Here is an 18,037-nt window from a genome sequence, read left to right on the forward strand (position 1 = left end):
CCGCGGGCGCCGTCGAACCCCACTTAACAGCCGTAGCCACCAGCACCAAGGAGAGCGCCTTGGGGTTGGTGGCTACGGTGGGCGGCAAGCTGCCGCGAACTATCTGAATCGCTGCGCAGAAGTTGCAGGCAAAGAGTTCCTAAGCGGGTGTCAGGTCCTTGTTGCCTTTGCCAAACACGGCATCATCGATTGGCTGGCCGTCGAACGGCATCTCGTCCAGGTTGATGAGCGGGTTGGTGTCCTGCGTTGCTACGAGCTCGCGTGCTTCAGCCTGGGTGTCCACGCTGGGCATGGAGCCCGGCAGGGGGCGCTGGGCCGATTCGCGCAGGAAGTAGATGGCGATCGCACCGATGATGGACGTACCCATCAGGTAGTACGCCGGCATCATGTCATCGCCGGTGCCCTCAATGAGTCCCTGGACGATGAACGGCGTGGTTCCGCCGAAGATCGCCACAGAGAAGTTGTAAGCGATACCCATGCCGCCATAGCGGCTGGACGTCGGGAACAGCGCCGGCAGGGCCGAAGCCAGGTTGGCGATGTAGAACGTCACTGGGAATGCGATCAGCGCAAGGCCGGCCAGTGTGGACCAGATGTCGCCAATGCCGATCAGAAGGAAGGCAGGTACCGAGAACACGATGGTGCTGCCTGCGCCTACCCACAAGACGGGGCGGCGGCCGATACGGTCCGAGAGCTTGCCGGTCAGCGGGATGCATACGGCCATGATCACCAGGACCGGGATGGTCAGCAGGGTGCCGTGGACGGGGTCGTAGCCCTTGGAATCCGTCAGGTACGTGGGCATGTACGAGGTCAGCGCGTAACCAACGGTGTTGGCTGCGGCCGCGAGGATCATGGCCAGCACGATCTGGCGCCAGTAGGCCTTGATGATGCCAATGGGTCCCTTGGCGACAGCTGCATCCTGGGATGCGGCGTCCTTGGCGGAGGCCTCCTGGGCGTCAAGGGTTGCCTGGAACTGGGGAGATTCCTCGATCTTGCTACGGAAGTACACGGCGATAAGGCCCAGCGGACCAGCGATCAGGAACGGAATCCTCCAACCCCATTCCTCCATGGCTGCCTGTCCGAGCGTGAGCTGCAGGACCGAAACCAAGGCGGCGCCGAGGGCGAAGCCGATGTAGCTGCCCATATCGAGGAAGCTGGCGAAGTAACCGCGGCGCTTGTCCGGGGCGTACTCGCTGACGAACGTTGTGGCACCGGCGTACTCGCCACCGGTGGAGAAGCCCTGGATGAGCTTCAGGATCACCAGCAACGCGGCGGCCCAGATGCCGATCTGCGCGTAACCGGGAAGGAGGCCGACGGCGAATGTACTTGCCGCCATCAGCATCAGTGTTGCTGCGAGGACCTTCTGGCGGCCCACCTTGTCGCCGAGCCAACCGAATACGACGCCGCCGAGGGGGCGCGCGATGAAGGTTGCGGCGAAGGTGCCCAGAAGGAAGAGTGTCTGGACGGACTTGTCTGCTTCCGGCAGGAAGACAGGGCCCATGGTGGTGATGAGGTAGCCGAACACGCCGACGTCGTACCACTCCATGGTGTTGCCGACGATCGTGCCGCCGAGTGCTTTGCGCAGCATCGGCTTGTTCACCACGTTAACGTCGGACTCTTTGAGCCGGCGCTTCGGGCGAAGCTTCGTTTTCTTCGTTGCGTTCTTTACTGCGTTTGCGGCGCCCGTGGGGGCTGCCGGTTCCTGGTTTCCGGTGGCGTTCCTTGCGCCATCCGGAGAGACGGACTTGCTTTGGTCTATGGGCATTTGGGCTTCTCCTAGGGAGGTCATTTGCTTGCGACTTCTGCTGCCCCGCTCTGGGCAGGGTTTCAATTTTACGCGTTTTGGGCCGAAAACCCGAGTTGAGATCGGATTTTTGGGCCAAATGAGGGTGCAAATTGCCTAGCTGTGTTGCATCTCATTACCCGCTCTTGCCCTGCAATCAAGCGGAACGTGGCCGGTTTTTGCCCCGGTGAGCACGTTGTTACCAAATTGTTTAGCTGAGCCCACTTAACGGGGCGGATTCGGGCCTAAAAGCTGATGGTTTGCCGGGTCCCGTGGTTCCAGCCGAGCACCACGGTGGCGCCCAGTTCCTCATCGGCAGCCACCGCTGCGAGCAGGCCCGCCGTGGTCAGGATCCTTACCGTCTGCCCGGCCTGCTGCAGCGAGGTTTCGACCAGGAGTACACCGCCCGGTGCCAACCACTGAGCCGCCCCCTGCGCAACCCGGCGTTGAACGGCCAAACCGTCAGCGCCGCCGTCGAGCGCCACCAGCGGCTCGTGGAGCCGCGCCTCCGGTGGCATCATCCCGATGGACCGGGTGGGAACATACGGCGCATTCGCCAGAAGCACGTCCACCCGGCCCATGAGTTCCAGCGGGAGCGCCGTGTAGAGGTCGCCTTGGTGGACGTTTCCGCCGCGGGGCTCAACGTTGCGTCGTGCGCAGCGGACCGCTGCCGGGTCGATGTCCGCAGCGTGCAACTCGCAGCGCCCCAGACAGTCGCTTAGCGCCGCACCCAAGGACCCCGAACCACAGCAAAGGTCGACGACGACGGCACCAGGCCGGGCGATCATCGCCGCCTGACGCACCAGGAACTCCGTGCGACGACGCGGCACGAACACTCCGGGTTCCACTGCCATGCGCTTCCCGGAAAACTCCACCCAACCAACGATGTGCTCAAGGGGAAGCCCACTGACGCGTTGGCTCACCATGCGGTTGAGCTCGTCCACGTGGCGGGCCGCGTCAACCAGGAGCTGGGCCTCGTCGTCGGCAAAGACGCATCCAGCAGCGCGCAGGGTGGTGGCAACGTTGGCGGTGGTGGCAACGTCGGATACCCGGGTCATGTTGGCCATGCTAGCCAAGGGGTTCCCAAAGTTCGCAGTTTTTGGTTAGGGTAAGAGGCATGGGAACACTGATTTTTGAGTAGACCGGCGCCTGCTTCTGTAGCACGCACCGAGTTTCACCTGACAAAAATCCACGCCTGTCGAGGCCCTGCCTCCATGCCGTTCCCGTTGTCGACGCCTTTTCTCGAACCGCAACGCCATGGCACAAGTGTCTCTTCAGGACTCACACTCTAGGAGTCCACGCATGACTGCCAACCCTTCCGACAACACCTCACCTGAGAACACCACCCCTGGGAGCGGAACCGAATCCGCTGCCCAGGCTCCGGCCTCCGGCGGCATCAAGTCCAAGCTGACCGACGCCCAAAAGGCCATGCTCGCCAGCAAGTCCGGTGGCGGGGCTCCCGCTGGCTGGCAAAGCACGGGCAAGGGCCACAAGCCCACATCGGCCAGCGGCAAGCTGGCCAAAACGGAGAAGAAGGTCCGCTGGTAGGAAGCAGCAGCCAGCTGATTCCTGCAGACAAGCCTCTCCGGCGCACCTAGTATTGAAATCCCTTCGTTTCACTCTGGAAAGGAAGAATCATGACTGCGAAACATGAAGCTGAAAACATCAATCCTGAGGTAGCCAGCCACTTGGTGGAGTCCATGGACATGGCTCCGATGCCCGAACCGGCAACCATCGCGGTTGCGCTGGGCACGGAACAAGGCAATCAGTGGCCTGACGGGAATGGCAAACGCCGGCACCCGAAAGACCGCGACCAGGCCCACGGCCGCATGGGCCAAGGCGCAGCTGTGACGGCAATCCACAGAACCAGCCGCCCGCAGATGCCACACTCCTCCTAGGCCCGTACCCCCGCAGCCAGCCCAACTGTGACTCAGTTGGGCTGGCTGACGTCTAAGGGGGACTTGTCCGGACGCCACCCACGCCACACGGGGTGCCGCAGCCGGCCGGGGCCCGTCCATTCGCCGAACGTCACCTCGGCCACAAGGCCAGGACTCACCCACTTCGCGCCCGCAGCGTCTTCCCGGGGAATATCGGCAAAGGGAGAATCAGCAATCACCAGGGGCTCCAGCTTTTCCATGATGTCCCGGAGCTGCCAATCCTTGAACCCGCTGCCAACCCTGCCCACATAGTGCAGCTTGTCGCCGTCCGGAATGCCCAACAGCAACGAGCCGAACGTCCCGCTTCGGGCCCCCGCGCCGGTACGCCAGCCACCCACCACCACCTCCTGGCTCTGCTCCAGCTTGAGCTTGAGCCAGGACCTGCTCCGGCGCCCGATCACGTAGCGGCTGTCCGCCTTCTTCGCCATGACGCCTTCCAGGCCAAGCTCGGCGGCGCTGGCCATGAGGTCTTCCACGTCGTGGTCCAACACGGCGGATAGGTGAAGGGGACAGCCTTTGCGCAGGCGATCCGCAAAGGCTGAAAGCCGTTCGCGGCGCTCGTGGAATGGCAGGGCGCTCAGGTCCGTGCCGCCGTCGTAAAGAAGGTCGAACAGCATGAGCTGCACCGGCACCGATGCGCGTGCCCGCTCGATATCTGCGGTTTTGACCAGGTTCATCCGCAGCTGCAGCCGACCGAAATCCGGTCGGGAGCCCTTGCCCAGCGCCACGATTTCGCCGTCCGCCACGAAGTCACCGTCGGGCCAGCACGAACGGTCAGTGAGCTCCGGGTACGTGGCCGTGAGGTCGTTCCCGTTGCGGCTCATGAGGCGGATCCTTCCCTCTGTACCTGTGATAACTGCGCGGATCCCATCCCACTTCAGCTCATACAGCCAGTCGTCGCCGTGGAGATCGTCCGTGGACCCCGAGGTGGCCAGCATGGGGGTGTAGTCCGGCATGGCCTGGGGTGCGGGCGGCTTGACCGGCGGCTGGGAGAGCGCCGGCTTCACGTCCTTGCTTGGTGGGCCCTTCCGCCCTCCAGGCTGCTCCTTCATGAGGTGGATCAGCCAGTTCTGACCAGTGTTGATGAGGGCGAACCGCTTGGTCCCATGCAACCCACCGCCGGGCTCGCCCGTGAGGGTCGCGATCACTTCCTTGCCATCGCGCCATTTCTCGCAGGTGTACTCCCCGCGGTCCCAGATGGTGACCGTCCCGGCGCCGTATTCACCTTTGGGAATGACGCCGGCGAAGTTGGCATAGTCCATGGGATGGTCTTCGGTGTGCACGGCAAGGTTGTTCCGGTCCGGGGTTTCGGGCACGCCGCGGGGGAGTGCCCAGGAGACCAGGACGCCGTCGTGTTCCAGCCTGAAATCCAGATGGTAGCGGCGGGCGTGGTGCTCCTGGATGACGAAGGTGCCGCCCGGTGGCGGTGGCTCGCCGGGTTTCGGCTGGTCCGGGGACGAGCTACCGGACGGCGCCCTCGCGGCAGATGCGGCCGACGACGACGGAAACGGCTCCGGAGTCTTGTCCGGATCGCGCATCCCAACGTACTTGGCGAGACGGTTCTCGACCGTCACCGCCCGCTCACGGGCGGCCCCACCCGTGCCTGAACTGCCGCCGGCAGCACCGCCGTCGTCATTGCCATCCTCGCCGTGCGGCGGCAGGTGCCGGTCGGAGATCGAAGCGAAGTGGTCCTTGCCTGACTTGACCCGTTTCATCACGGAAAGAAAGTCCAGGTGCTCCAACGAGGGGGAGGCGAGCTCCCGCCACGTACGCGGCGCTGCGACGGTGGGCCGAGCTTTTCCGCGGAGTGAGTAGGGGACGATCGTCGTCTTATTTCCGCTGTTCTGGCTCCAGTCCACCAGGACTTTGCCTTTGCGGAGGGACTTCTTCATGTCGCTGACCACCAGTTCCGGGTGGTCGGACTCCAGGGCGCGCGCGAGCTCGTGGGCGAAGGCGGAAACCTGCTCGGACTTCAGGGTCCCGTCAACGCCCGTGTAGAGGTGGATGCCTTTGCTGCCGCTGGTGACCGGGACGGGGTCCATGCCCATGTCCTGCAGGATGGAGCGGGCCAGCTTGGCCACTTCAACGCATTCGGGAAGGCCGGCTCCGGGGCCGGGATCAAGATCCAGCACGAAGCGGTCGGGCCGGAGCGGATTCCCGGCGGCGTCCACCTGCCATTGCGGAACGTGGATCTCCAGGGAGGCGATTTGGGCCATCCAGGTGAGCGTGGCCAGGTTATTGACCATGGGGTAGTCGTTGGTGTGGTCCGAGTGGTGGATGGTGGCCCGCGGTATCCACTTGGGCGCGGAGTCCTCAAGGTTCTTCTGGAAGAACACCTGGCCTGGGTGCTCTGCCGTACCAACGCCGTTGACCCAGCGCTTTCGCGTCACGGGCCTGTTCGCCGCTGCCGGGATGAGAAAAGGCGCCACGGCGGCGTAGTACTCCAGTACTTCAGCCTTGGTTGTCCCGGTTTCCGGGTAGATGATTTTGCCCAGGTTGGTGAGGGTGAGCTCGTGGCCTTCCACGTTTACCCGCTCCTGTTGCTTGCCTGCCACCTCTTCTCCTCTGCTGTCTTGTGCTGTTGACTGGGTGCATGAGGGCCATATGGAAGGGATCCATCGCGTTCGGTCTGGTCAACGTACCAGTGAAGCTCTACAGTGCCACGGAGGATCACGATATTGGCCTGCACCAAGTCCACAATAAGGACGGCGGGCGGATTCGGTACCAGCGAAAATGCGAAATTTGCAGCGAAGTCGTGGCCTATGAGGATATCGACAAGGCCTACGAAGAAGAAGGCCGGACAGTGGTCCTTACCGCCGCTGAATTAAAGTCCTTGCCCGAGGAGAACAGCCGTGAGATCGAAGTGGTGGAGTTTATCCCCGCTGAGCAGCTGGATCCCATCATGTACGAGCGCAGCTATTTCCTTGAGCCGGATTCCAAATCCCCCAAGGCCTATATGCTGTTGCGGCAGACGCTGGAGGACACGGACAGGATAGCCATTGTCCAGTATGCGCTGCGCCAAAAGACCCGGCTGGGGGCGTTGCGGGTACGCGGCGATGTGCTGTTGCTCCAGGCACTGCTATGGGGCGACGAAGTCCGTGAGGCCAAGTTCCCGTCGCTGGAGACGGACATCAAGATCTCCGACAAGGAACTCGAGATGTCCTCCGCCCTGGTGGAGTCCATGGCGCACGACTTTGATCCGGACGAATACACCGATGACTATCAAGCGCAGCTGAAGACACTGATCGAGGCGAAGCTGGAGAAGGGCGAGGCCCTGGACACCGAGGCCACCTTCGGCGTCGTGGAAGGCGAAGGCGAGGGCGGCGACGTCATCGACCTCATGGAAGCACTCAAGCGCAGTCTGGATAAGAAGCGCGGCAAGGAAAAAGAGTCCGACGACGATGCTGCCGCCAGCAAAACTGCCAGCAAGCCAAAGGCGCGGGCAAAGAAAAAGGCGTGAACCGGCGTCGTCAATTTCCTTTCCCGGATGAGGTCGCCGCATTGCTCACTTGGGTCGCCGCATTGCTCACTCTTCCTTCGAGTCGCCGTTGTTGCGCATTCCTTGCCGGTACAGCCATAAAGGCATTCCGACCACCAGGACAAGCAGCACCAGGATGATGAAGCCGCCCGCCACCAATCCGGCGGTCCTGCCTGCCGTGACGTCGAAGACCAGCGATGCGGAGCCGGTGATCAAGATGGCGACTCCACCCAGCGCCCATTTGGTAATGGTGTCTGCGCTGGAGACGAGCACGGATTTGAGGCCGCGGCGGAAGAGTCTTCGGTGAACGCTGACGGGAAGCACTATGAGCACGGTGGTCAGGGCGGCAACCATCACGTTGGTGAGGTAGAGGCTCCGTTGCCAGTCGTCCAGCTCGCCAAAGCGCGGTTGAAAAGGCAACGTCAGCAGGAACCCGCCCAGGATCTGCACTCCGGTTTGAAGGACACGAAGTTCCTGGATTAACTCCATCCAGTTCCGGTCCATCCGTTCTTCGGTGGACTCGTTCCTGCCGAATCTGGGTGCCGGTTCCGGCTCTACCATTCGTGAACCTCCGCGTATTGGTGGACGCCGACGAACGCCTGCGCCCGAACAGGAACTGCCCGCCCAAGGATCCCGACGCGGCGCCGCCGCCCTCAGCAACTGGTAGCGCTTCGGACGGCGGTTGATCACGCCGGAGGATCGACCTCAGTGCGCGTTGGGGTCGCGGTGTGTCTAAACCGTATGGCCCCGACGGCCTGACATGAAGCTCAGCAACCATCCGATGGCCGCGACGACGAGGAGGATGACGCCCACCCAAAGCAACCAGTTAAGGGCTTGGGAGAAACCGCCTACAAGGAGGAGAACAATTGCCACTACACCAGCAATGATCAGAAGCGTATTCATGGTCAGCACATTCCTTTCTGGGGGAACTTTGGCTATTGCCGCCCGTTCCCAACTATGCATTCCGTTTACTTCGATTTAGTGATGCCGGTACTTTGAAGCGGCCCTGCCGCCTCGAAGTGCCTTTCAGTTATCACATACTGGTCTTCGCTGAAGGGCGAAGTTCGCCAGTCGTGAACAGTAACACTTCTCATTGTACTACTAAGCACCCTTATGAAAGGCTTGTTGAAGTCGTCACCTGATGATGGGGGCAGATGCCGTGGGTATTAGGCGGCATCTCTTCGCTCACATGAACGTCCACGAGAGGAACACATGAAAGCGTCACAGCAGCTTGCAGACAACCTTCAGATCGTCCTGACAGACCTTATCGAGCTACAGCTCCAAGGGAAGCAGGCCCACTGGAACATCGTGGGACCGAACTTCCGCGATCTGCACCTTCAGTTGGACGAGCTGGTCCTCGCCACCCGCCAGTTTGCCGATGACACCGCCGAGCGCATGCGGGCCCTTCATGCATTGCCTGATGGCCGCAGCGCAACCATCGCCAAGGGCACCCGCCTGGAGGAATTCCCAGCCGGCCTGGTCAACACCAAGAACGCCGTCAAATTGGTGACCGACCGCGTGGAGCGCGCTGTCCAGACAATGCGCGACGTCCATGATGAGGTGGACGAGGAAGATCCCACGACGGCGGACCTGCTGCACGCGTTCATCGCCCGCCTTGAGCAGCTGGTGTGGATGATCAACGCGGAAATCATGAACGCCGGCGCTTCCGTAACGGACCCGGACGAAGCCTAGCCTGGCCGGCTGATCACGGACAGGGCGGATCAACCGTGCCAAGGCTTAAGCGGAGTGACCTTTCCAAGCCCGGCATTGTTCGCCGCAAGGTAGGAAAAGGATTCAGCTACCGCCACCCGGACGGGAGTCTGGTCAGCAAGGAGGATCGCCAGCGCGTCAATGCGCTGGCGATCCCGCCTGCTTGGACCGATGTATGGATCAGCCCTTTCGAGAACGGGCACATCCTGGCGACTGGCGTGGATGATGCGGGGCGCAGCCAGTACATCTACCACCCCACATGGCGGGAACGGAAGGACACCGAGAAGTTCATTCGGGCTGCCACGCTGGGGAGGGTCCTGCCGTCCGTCCGACGTAACGTGACCGTGCATCTCCAGGATTCAGGGGACCCCCGGCAGCAAACCCTTGCTGCCGCAGTGCGGTTCATGGATCTGGGTGCCCTGCGCGTCGGGTCGGAGATCTACATGAAGCAGAACGGCTCCTACGGGCTCACCACTCTCCGGTGCCGTCACGCGCGGGTGGAAGGACCGGACGTCTTCCTCAAGTTCCCCGGCAAGAGCGGCCAATTGTGGGACACCTCCATCCGCGACCCTGCCCTGGCGGCCTTTCTGGAACCACTGGCGGAGCGGCCAGGCAAGGAACGCCTGCTGGCTTACCAATCCGACGGAACCTGGGTACCCGTCGACGCGTCCATGATCAATGAATACCTGCGTGGCATCGCGGGGGAGGCCTATTCCTCGAAGGATTTCCGGACATGGAAAGGCACTGCGGCTGCGGCGCTCTGCCTCATCAAATCCGGCCACAAAGGCACTCCCCGCCAGGCCGTAGTGCGGGCCATCAAGGAAGCCTCGGAACTTCTGGGCAATACTCCATCCGTGGCGCGATCCTCCTACGTGGACCCGAGGATCATCGAGGGGTACCTGTCCGAAGAACTCAAGGACGTGAAGCCCACCGAAGCGTCGATTGCGGCCTACCTGAACGGAAGCGACTCCTAGAGGCGGGTGCTACAGAAAGAGCCTGGCGACACCCATATCCGGGTGTCGCCAGGCTCTTTCTGCGTCGCTGAGTGGTTCCCTACTCGGCGTCGTGGTCCGTTTCGAGGATCTTCACCAGGCTGTCCAAAGCGGCGTCCGCACCTTCACCCTCGGCACGCAGAACCACCACGTCACCGTGGGATGCTCCCAAGCTCATCAGGGACAGGATGCTGGCAGCGTCCATGGCGTCGTCGGCAGGCTCGCCTTGGCGGGCGATGGTGATGTCGAGGTCAAGGTCGCCGGCAGCTTCGGCGAAGATTGCGGCGGGGCGGGCATGGAGGCCCACACGGCTTGCGATGGTGGCGGTACGTTCAGGCATTGGTGCTCCTTTGTGGTGGTGGGTGGCTTTGTGGGAAGTCTAGACCGTAGGACCTTTAGACACTGGCGGTTGCAGGAACGGGTTCTGCTTCAACCGGCTTCTTCACGGCCCAGCGCTTGAGGGCGATGACAGCCAGGGCGCTGACCACCATTCCGGCCACGATGGCGACGACGAACATCACCAGGTTGCCGATGGCGAAGAAGACGAACAAACCGCCATGGGGAGCCTGCGAGGTGACCCCGGTGGCCATGCAGAGTGCGCCGGTCAGTGCGCCGCCCAGCATGCTGGCGGGGATAACACGCAGCGGGTCGGCTGCGGCGAAGGGAATGGCGCCTTCGGAGATGAAGGATGCACCCAGCAGCCAAGCCGCCTTGCCGTTCTCACGCTCGTTGAGGGTGAAGACCTTCTTGTCCAACGCGGTAGCCAAGGCCATCGCCAGCGGCGGGACCATGCCGGCCGCCATCACGGTGCCCATAATCATCCACGGAGCCTGGTTGTCGGCGCTGCCCGCGCTCAAGCCGGCAACTGCGAAGGCGTAGGCAACCTTGTTGACCGGACCACCCAGATCGAAGCACATCATGAGGCCGAGGATGATGCCAAGGACCACGGCGGAAGCGCCGCTCATGCCGGTGAGCCAAGTGTTCAGGGCTACCGTGAGGCCTGCGATGGGACCGCCGAGAACCAGGAACATCAGGCCGGACGCGACGATGGAGGCAAGCAGCGGGATGATGACGACGGGCATCAGGCCACGGAGCCAGCGGGGTACCTGCCAGGTTCCGATCAGATGCGCGATGTAACCGGCCAGTAGGCCGCCGACGATGCCGCCGAGGAACCCTGCACCCATGAAGCCTGATACGGCACCGGCGACGAAGCCCGGGGCAATACCCGGACGGTCGGCGATGGCGTAGGCAATGTAGCCAGCCAGGGCCGGGACCAGGAAGCCCATGGACAGGGCGCCGATCTTGAACAGGACCGCACCGAGGTAGATGGTGAGGCCGCCCTCAGGCAGGTTGCCGAAGTTGTTCTCCAGCACCACCTTGTCCGCCACGGCAGTGATGTCATAGCCGCCCAGCAGGAACCCGAGGGCAATCAGCAGACCACCACCGGCCACGAACGGAATCATGTAGCTCACACCGGTGAGGAGTGCGCGCTTCAGCTTCTGGCCGATGTGCTCGCCCTTCTCGTCCTCGGCACGCTCAGCCTGCTCTTCGGCGCCGGAGTGCGGAACACGGCGGGCATGCGGATCTTCAGCGGCGGCGAGAGCTTCCTGGACCATCTTGGTGGGTTCGTCGATGCCGCGCTTGACCGGTGCGTTGATGACAGGCTTTCCGGCGAAGCGCTCCTTGCCGCGAACATCAACGTCGACGGCGAAGATCACTGCGTCAGCCGCAGCGATCACCGCCGGGTCCAACGGCTTGGCGCCGGAAGAACCCTGGGTTTCGACCTGCAGGTCAACGCCCATTTCCTTGGCGGCGGCGACGAGCGAATCAGCGGCCATGTAGGTGTGTGCAATACCCGTTGGGCAGGCGGTCACGGCGACAATGCGCTTTGGTGCGGCAGCCGCCGTCGTGTTTTCTACAGGAGCTGCGGCAGCAGCCGCAGGCTTGTCTGCCAGCGCGCCGTCCACGAGGTCCACGATGTCCTGCTCAGTGGCGGCCGCACGCAGCGCCGCCGTGAAGTCCTTCTTGATCAGCGAACGAGCCAGTTTGGAGAGCAGCTTCAGGTGTTCCTGGTCCGCGCCGTCCGGGGCTGCGATGAAGAAGATCAGGTCTGCCGGGCCGTCCTTGGCGCCGAAGTCCACCTTGTGCGAGAGGCGGGCCATGGCAAGGGCAGGTTCGGTGACGGCGGCCGAGCGGCAGTGCGGGATGGCGATACCGCCGGGGACGCCCGTTGCGGTCTTCTGCTCGCGGGCAAAGGCATCAGTGAAGAGCCCTTCAACCTCGGAAGCACGGCCGGTGTCGGCAACTTTGCCGGCCAGGACGCGGATGACGTCGGCAGGGGAGTCGCCCAGGTTTTGGTCGAGGGTGACCAATTGGGTTGTGATCAGCTGGGTCACTGTGAGTCCTTCTGGAGGGCCGTGATGGTTACGGCATCGGGGGTTGTTTGGTGGACTGCCGGGACAGTGGAGCCCGGCAGGGAAGCAGCAGCGGCACCATGTGCCACGGCCTGACGAAGGCAGTCCTGCGCGGACCCGCCTTGGGTTGCAGCCAGCAAATATCCGGCCAATGCAGAGTCCCCGGCGCCTACCGTGCTGACGGCTTTGATGGGCGAATGAGTGGCAAGCCACGCTCCGTCTGCCGTCACCAGGATTGCTCCCTTGGACCCGAGTGTTGCGAGAACGGCGCCTACACCGCTGGCGACGACGGCGGCGGCGGCTTGGACGGCCTTGGCCGGGTCCGCTTCCAGTTCGTCAGCTGTGGAGACGTTGGTGAAGCCGGCGGCGGCGGCAAGCTCTGCGAGCTCTTCAGCGTTCGGCTTGAGGAGGTCCGGTTTACCTGGGGCGTCGCCCACCAGCGCAGCCGCAAGCGGTGCCCCGGAAGAGTCGATGGCGATGCCGGGGGCGGCCGTTCCGTCCGCGTTCGACCGGAGCCGACGCGCGATTGTGGCGTAGAAATCCGCGGGAACTCCTGGTGGGAGCGATCCTGCGAGTACCACCCAGCTGGCGCCACGGGAGCGCTCCAGCAAGAGCCCGATCAGGGCCTCCTGCTGGTCACCGCTCAGCTCCGGGCCGGGTTCGTTGATCTTGGTAGTGACGCCATCCGGTTCCGTGAGCGTGACGTTGCTGCGCAACGCCTGACCGATGGGCAGCGCCGCGAACGGCACGCCGGCGTCGTGCAGTCCTGAAAGGACCGGGTCCGAATCTGCGCCCGGAAGCACTGCCAGGGTGTCGAGTCCGGAGGCCACCAGCGCCCGGGAAACGTTGACGCCCTTTCCGCCGGACTCCTGGTGGACGGCCACGGCGCGCTGTACCTCACCGCGGGCGAGGGCTCCTGGAAGTTCCACGGTGCGGTCCAGGCTGGGGTTGGCGGTCAGGGTGACGATCATGCGATCACCACGTCAACGCCGGCATCGGCCAGGGCCGCTGCGAGTTCCGCGGACGGTTCGCTGTCTGTAATCAAGGTGTCAACATCCTTCAAAGTGGCGAACTGGACCAGCGTTTCGGCGTCCAGCTTGGAAGAGTCGGCCAGGGCCACCACTCGGCGGGCTGACGTGACGAAGGCGGCTTTGACCGCGGCTTCCTCAGGATCGGGAGTGCTAAGCCCGAAGGTGGAGTGAATGCCGTTTGCGCCCACAAATGCGATGTCGGGGCGAAGTTTGTAGGCGGCCTCCACAGTGGACTGCCCGACGGCGGCCTGCGTCAGTCCGCGGACACGGCCGCCAAGGATCTGGAGTGCGATGCCCTGCGTGGAGGAAAGTTTGCCGGCGATGGGAATGGCATGGGTGATCACCACGAGTTCATCGTTTCCATTGGCCGATGGTGTCCGCTGGGCCAGCAGGTCCGCCAGGATTTCCGTGGTGGATCCTGCGTCCAGCAGGATGCTGCCTGTCGTAAGTTCCGGGATAAGCGCCAAGGCCGCGTTTGCGATGCGAAGCTTCTCTATCTGACGTTGGACCGCACGTTCCAGGATGCTTTCTTCACGTGTGCTGAGACGGTCCGACGGGACGGCGCCACCGTGGACTCGCCTCAGGTTCCCCGAGACTTCAAGGGCTGCGAGATCCCGGCGGACTGTCTCAGTAGTGATGCTGAAACGGTCGGCGAGGTCGGTAACGCTCACCCGTCCGCGCTCTGCGACGAGTGCGGAGATCAGTTGCTGGCGCTCTTCTGCGAACACTTACCCTCCATTGCGGTAAAAGCCAAGATTTTCAGTTCAGCCACCTTGGTGACTGCTGTCACAACGTTGTGGAATTGCTTGACTCTATCTTTGTTTATGTTGGTAAGTCAATAGAAATCAACATAAACAAAGATCGCTGGGGTGGGCTGCCTCCGGACATGCCAAAGGGCATGCCGCGCTCCCTGTGGCGCGACATGCCCTCGTTCGGATCCCGACTGGGGGATTTGCCGGGATCCGGTCCTTGGATGTGCCCGGTGGACCCTAGGTCAGGGGAGCGGGCGGTTCTCCCTGTCCGGGCGGCGACGGCATGGTCGGTCCGGGCGTGGGGTCAGGAATGGGCGGTGGCCCAGGCTCCGGCAAGGGGACGGGCTCGGGAGTAGGGCCGGGCTCCCGGGTTGGATCCGGACTTGGATCGCGTGTGGGATCAGGCTGTGAAGGGTCCGGTGGGAACTCGCTCATGATCAGGCGCTCCTTCGGTGTGAGGGGTGTTTTGGTTCCGGACTTTTGGGGACGGCGGAGGGGTTTCGCTGGGAATCCCACCCGGCGGCCCTGTAGTCAATGGGCAAATTGTCCGGATCCGGCGGGTCGGGAAGTTTGTGCCTGCTGGCCGGCCGCGGCGTGGAACCTGTTGTGGACGTTTCTTTCCTCTGTGATTCTGCGTGCATGCTTTCCCTCCCTGTAGCTCCGAAACTGCTGTGCGCTGGTCCTCAGTCCGGGATTTCCATGCGGAAACCGCACTGGCACCCCAGGATGCGCGTGTTGATGAGTACCTCGTAGATCCGCAACTGTCCACCGGGCTTCAGGGCAAGGGGAGCCTGGATCCTCCGCAACTCGCAGCTCTTGGTTTTCATGGGCTCACCGCAGTGCAGGTACTGGCCGCCGAATTGAAGGACACCCTGCGAGACGCCGGGACGGTTCAGTATCACCGCAACCCTCTGAACGGAGGCGATCTGTTGGTAGGCGTACTTGCAGGCATGGCATTCATAGCTGACGTCAACCATGTTGGGCGCGGGTGGATAGTGCGACTGGATGGAATTCACCAGCAAGTGCTTGTCCGAATTGCACCGCTGGCACCAAAGAGGTTGGTCAGGCGGTTGGTGGGCTTCGTCCGGGACTCTGGACGCTGGCTGGGCGGGCATGGGTGTAACCTCTGCATCAAAAAATGCGGGACGCCCGTCTGCATGAGCTAAAAGCCTGGGTCCTGTGATGGGGACTGTTAGCTAGATTGTGCACATAGGTGCACCGCAGATGCAAGGATTTCTGCGGCCTTTCGCCAGAGGGTGACAAGCCGAACCCGGACGACCGTAAACTAAGGCATGGACGAAATGAACGTTGAATTGGCGCTGCCTGATGCCGCCTCAGCGCCCGACGATTCTTCGGTGCCTGAACGGCTGCAGGACCTTGTGATCGACAGCGAAGACGTGGGTGGATTCCTGGGAGAACTCGCTGTGTTCTCGGCTGCGGCCGTGTCCCAGGCCGTTGGCATGAATGTTCATTGTGGCATCACCCTTAGCCGGCGCCGCCGTACGGCAACGGTGGCCGGCAGCACCCACGAAGCCAGGCTGATCGATGAAGTTCAGCAGGCCTACGGTGATGGGCCGTGCCTGGAGGCGATGCGCAGCCACGCAACCGTGCATGTTCCCCATACTTCCACCGAGGAGCGGTGGCCGGAGTACTGCACGGTGATTGCGGAGCGTGGTCATCTTTCCGCCCTCTGCGTCCCGCTGGAGCTGGATGAAGGAGCCACTGCGGCCTTGAACTTCTTTGCTCCGCAGATCGACGCCTTCGATGCAGCCACCATCCAAAATTGCGAGCTGTACGCCAGCCAAGCCGAGCGCTCCCTGCGGTTGGCTGTGCGGATAGGCGTGAAGCAGCAACATGCTGATGACCTCCAGGAGGCCATGCAGTCAAGGACTGTCATCGACCTTGCATGCGGCATCATCATGGGGCAGAACCGCTGTACCCAGGAAGAAGCATTCCAGATCCTCAAGAAGGCCTCGAGTACCCGGAACCAGAAGCTGCGGGTCGTCGCCGAGTCGTTGGTCAAGACCGTGGCGCAGCAGGCTCCCGTTGCCCACTTTGAGGCCTGACCCCACAAAGGGTGCAAGCCGGCAAACCCATGACTTGTGACGCGCGCCACTGGTGAACTACATTTTAGGTGGGTTAAGCAGATAGCCCTTGGAGTCTCATGACGTTGTGCCATCCCGGATGGACCAAGAACTGCACCTTTAGCCGTGGCCGCTTTCGGCCGGCTCGCAGCGTGCCGCATGCAGGCTCCTTGGAGTACTAAAAGGAGAATGGCAATGACGCTTGGATCCCTGCCCGTCCCGAAGCCTGCGCGAGAGACAGAACCCGCAACTGCCGAGACCGGGGTACGTCCTTGGTGCACAGCTTGCGGCACTGATTCCTACATTTTTGTGGAAACGGTGGTGGAAGCGGAAGCGAATCAGTCAGAGGTTGTCGAAGTCAGCTACACCTGCAGCGAGTGCGATACGTTCTATGCCCACACAGTCCGCCTGGAGTCATTGGTACCGGAGATCCAGCGGGAATTTCTTTCCACTTCGGCAGCGGGACTCTGGTTCAGCTGTACCCATTGCGGCGATCCGATGACCTTGGGGCGTCCCGCCGAGCGGGTGATTGAGGCCCCCCGGACCACCGATGATCCGGAAAGCCCCAGCCTCCTGGAGGTCTACTTGCAGACGCAGGTGCTGCATTGCCGTTGCGGTTTCCAAATGGAGGTTCCACGCCACGTTGGATGACCGCCGTCTCTGAATAACTCATCGCGGGGAGGGGTGGCTGTGCGCACGTTTGGTGTTGAAGAGGAACTGCTGATCTCGGATCCCTCGGACGGCTTGCCGTTGGCGCTGGCGGCCGACGTCCTGGACGTGGCAGCTCCTCGGAGTGGGGAGGCCGGGCGCGGGGAGTATGGCGCTGATGAAGCGACGCTCAAATCGGAGTTCAAGCAGGAGCAAGTGGAGGTCAATTCACGCCCCTGTAGAACTGCGGCCGAGCTCCGTGCTGAAATCCGTGCCGGACGGGCGATGTCGGACGAGGCCGCGAGTGCCGTGGGTGCGCGGGTTGCCGCGCTGGCCACACCCCCGGTTTTTCATGCCACGCCTACCTTGGGTAATCAGCGGTACAGCACCATGGGCAACGAGTTTGGGTTGATAGCGCGCGAGCAGCTCACCTGCGGCTTCCACGTGCACGTCTCCATCGAGTCGCCCGAGGAAGGTGTCGCAGTCCTGGACCGGATGCGCCATTGGCTGCCCGTACTCCTGGCGTTGAGTGCGAACTCGCCGTTCTGGATGGGGGCCGATACCGGCTTTGCAAGCTACCGTACCCAGATTTGGAACAGGTGGCCCACGGCCGGACCCATGGACGTTTTCGGTTCCGCCGATGGCTACCGGGCAGTGCTTTCCGAGCTTCTGGAGACGGGAGTTCCGCTGGATGAAGGCATGATCTATTTCGATGCCCGGCTGTCCAGGGGGCACCCCACGGTTGAAGTGAGGATCGCCGACGTCTGCCTCTACGCCGAAGATGCACTGACCATTGCGGTCATCGCGCGTGCCCTGGTGGAAACAGCGGCCGCCGAATGGCGGAGCGGCGGGCCGCCGTCGAGCACCATGACCCCCGTGATTCGTATGGCGAACTGGAAAGCCAGCCGGTTTGGTGTCAGCAACCAGCTGCTCCACCCGCTGGAGCAGCAGCCCTATCCCGCCGCGGACGTGGTGGGCGCCCTGCTCCGACACGTCCGCCAAGCCTTGAGCGAGGCCGGGGACTTGGGGCTCGCGCGGGCTGGAGTCGCGAACATTTTGCGCCGCGGAACCGGCGAGCGGCTGCAACGCCAGGCGTACGGTCAACGGCGCCGATTGTCCGACGTCGTGTCCGCCGCCATTGCGTCGACGCACCAGGACGGTGAACTGTCCGACGCCGGCCTGCTGAGTCTCTAGCAGGCCGGCGTCGCCTG

At 62.9% G+C, this 18,037-nt stretch carries 18 protein-coding genes; 8 read left to right on the plus strand and 10 right to left on the minus strand.

Going from position 1 to position 18,037, the window contains the following annotated elements:
• Positions 1-139: 139 nt before the first annotated feature.
• Together J3D46_RS06080 and J3D46_RS06085 are read right to left on the minus strand one after the other, a co-directional pair.
• The gene (locus tag J3D46_RS06080) at positions 140-1,762 is read right to left on the minus strand and encodes an MFS transporter (RefSeq protein WP_231342798.1); all 1,623 of its coding nucleotides are present in this window, start codon (positions 1,760-1,762) and stop codon (positions 140-142) included.
• A gap of 263 nt (positions 1,763-2,025) precedes the next feature.
• Complete coding sequence (locus J3D46_RS06085; protein WP_253465757.1) at positions 2,026-2,838, minus strand: putative protein N(5)-glutamine methyltransferase; 813 nt, start codon at positions 2,836-2,838, stop codon at positions 2,026-2,028.
• A 244-nt stretch (positions 2,839-3,082) separates the two neighbouring features.
• On the opposite strand from J3D46_RS06085, the gene J3D46_RS06090 reads away from it, so the two are divergent.
• On the plus strand, positions 3,083-3,328 hold the full coding sequence (locus tag J3D46_RS06090; protein ID WP_253465760.1) for a hypothetical protein: 246 nt from the start codon (positions 3,083-3,085) through the stop codon (positions 3,326-3,328).
• 89 nt (positions 3,329-3,417) lie between these two features.
• Positions 3,418-3,678, plus strand: coding sequence for a hypothetical protein (locus J3D46_RS06095; protein WP_231342791.1), 261 nt, complete (start codon positions 3,418-3,420; stop codon positions 3,676-3,678).
• A gap of 32 nt (positions 3,679-3,710) precedes the next feature.
• Here J3D46_RS06095 and J3D46_RS06100 read toward each other — a convergent pair whose 3' ends face one another.
• Positions 3,711-6,272 (minus strand): ATP-dependent DNA ligase, encoded by a 2,562-nt coding sequence (locus J3D46_RS06100; protein ID WP_253465763.1) that lies wholly within the window; start codon positions 6,270-6,272, stop codon positions 3,711-3,713.
• A gap of 38 nt (positions 6,273-6,310) precedes the next feature.
• Between J3D46_RS06100 and J3D46_RS06105 the strand changes: the two genes are divergently transcribed.
• Positions 6,311-7,177 (plus strand): Ku protein, encoded by an 867-nt coding sequence (locus tag J3D46_RS06105; RefSeq protein ID WP_253465766.1) that lies wholly within the window; start codon positions 6,311-6,313, stop codon positions 7,175-7,177.
• A 66-nt stretch (positions 7,178-7,243) separates the two neighbouring features.
• Here the strand turns inward: J3D46_RS06105 and J3D46_RS06110 are convergent, their stop codons facing one another.
• Positions 7,244-7,756, minus strand: coding sequence for a DUF6328 family protein (locus tag J3D46_RS06110; protein ID WP_231342782.1), 513 nt, complete (start codon positions 7,754-7,756; stop codon positions 7,244-7,246).
• Positions 7,757-7,927: 171 nt separating this feature from the next.
• Entirely contained in the window at positions 7,928-8,098 is a 171-nt protein-coding gene (locus tag J3D46_RS06115) for a hypothetical protein (protein ID WP_231342779.1), read from the minus strand.
• A gap of 309 nt (positions 8,099-8,407) precedes the next feature.
• On the opposite strand from J3D46_RS06115, the gene J3D46_RS06120 reads away from it, so the two are divergent.
• Entirely contained in the window at positions 8,408-8,887 is a 480-nt protein-coding gene (locus tag J3D46_RS06120) for a Dps family protein (RefSeq protein WP_231342776.1), read from the plus strand.
• 35 nt (positions 8,888-8,922) lie between these two features.
• On the plus strand, positions 8,923-9,879 hold the full coding sequence (locus J3D46_RS06125; protein WP_231342774.1) for a DNA topoisomerase IB: 957 nt from the start codon (positions 8,923-8,925) through the stop codon (positions 9,877-9,879).
• Between the two features lie 79 nt (positions 9,880-9,958).
• Here the strand turns inward: J3D46_RS06125 and J3D46_RS06130 are convergent, their stop codons facing one another.
• The 5 genes from J3D46_RS06130 to J3D46_RS06150 all read right to left on the minus strand — a co-directional run bounded on the left by J3D46_RS06130 (position 9,959) and on the right by J3D46_RS06150 (position 15,110).
• Positions 9,959-10,237: an HPr family phosphocarrier protein gene (locus tag J3D46_RS06130; RefSeq protein WP_231343400.1), complete on the minus strand. Its 279-nt coding sequence runs from the start codon at positions 10,235-10,237 to the stop codon at positions 9,959-9,961.
• A gap of 55 nt (positions 10,238-10,292) precedes the next feature.
• On the minus strand, positions 10,293-12,293 hold the full coding sequence (locus tag J3D46_RS06135; RefSeq protein ID WP_253465769.1) for a fructose-specific PTS transporter subunit EIIC: 2,001 nt from the start codon (positions 12,291-12,293) through the stop codon (positions 10,293-10,295).
• The gene (locus J3D46_RS06140; protein WP_253465771.1) at positions 12,290-13,282 is read right to left on the minus strand and encodes a 1-phosphofructokinase family hexose kinase; all 993 of its coding nucleotides are present in this window, start codon (positions 13,280-13,282) and stop codon (positions 12,290-12,292) included. Before J3D46_RS06140 ends, J3D46_RS06135 begins: the two co-directional genes overlap by 4 nt.
• Positions 13,279-14,070, minus strand: coding sequence for a DeoR/GlpR family DNA-binding transcription regulator (locus J3D46_RS06145; RefSeq protein WP_231343397.1), 792 nt, complete (start codon positions 14,068-14,070; stop codon positions 13,279-13,281). Before J3D46_RS06145 ends, J3D46_RS06140 begins: the two co-directional genes overlap by 4 nt.
• A 707-nt stretch (positions 14,071-14,777) precedes the next feature.
• Positions 14,778-15,110 carry a hypothetical protein gene (locus J3D46_RS06150; RefSeq protein ID WP_231343396.1) on the minus strand — a complete coding sequence of 111 codons (333 nt, stop codon included), beginning with the start codon at positions 15,108-15,110 and terminating at the stop codon, positions 14,778-14,780.
• A gap of 276 nt (positions 15,111-15,386) precedes the next feature.
• On the opposite strand from J3D46_RS06150, the gene J3D46_RS06155 reads away from it, so the two are divergent.
• The 3 genes from J3D46_RS06155 (at position 15,387) to J3D46_RS06165 (ending at position 18,020) form a co-directional block, all read left to right on the plus strand.
• Complete coding sequence (locus J3D46_RS06155) at positions 15,387-16,160, plus strand: GAF and ANTAR domain-containing protein (RefSeq protein ID WP_231343395.1); 774 nt, start codon at positions 15,387-15,389, stop codon at positions 16,158-16,160.
• A gap of 213 nt (positions 16,161-16,373) precedes the next feature.
• Positions 16,374-16,829 (plus strand): hypothetical protein, encoded by a 456-nt coding sequence (locus tag J3D46_RS06160; protein WP_231343394.1) that lies wholly within the window; start codon positions 16,374-16,376, stop codon positions 16,827-16,829.
• A 33-nt stretch (positions 16,830-16,862) separates the two neighbouring features.
• On the plus strand, positions 16,863-18,020 hold the full coding sequence (locus J3D46_RS06165; RefSeq protein WP_374110767.1) for a glutamate--cysteine ligase: 1,158 nt from the start codon (positions 16,863-16,865) through the stop codon (positions 18,018-18,020).
• Positions 18,021-18,037: the final 17 nt, after the last annotated feature.

The organism is Paenarthrobacter sp. A20 (assembly GCF_024168825.1).
In the GTDB taxonomy this organism is placed as follows: Bacteria; Actinomycetota; Actinomycetes; order Actinomycetales; family Micrococcaceae; genus Arthrobacter.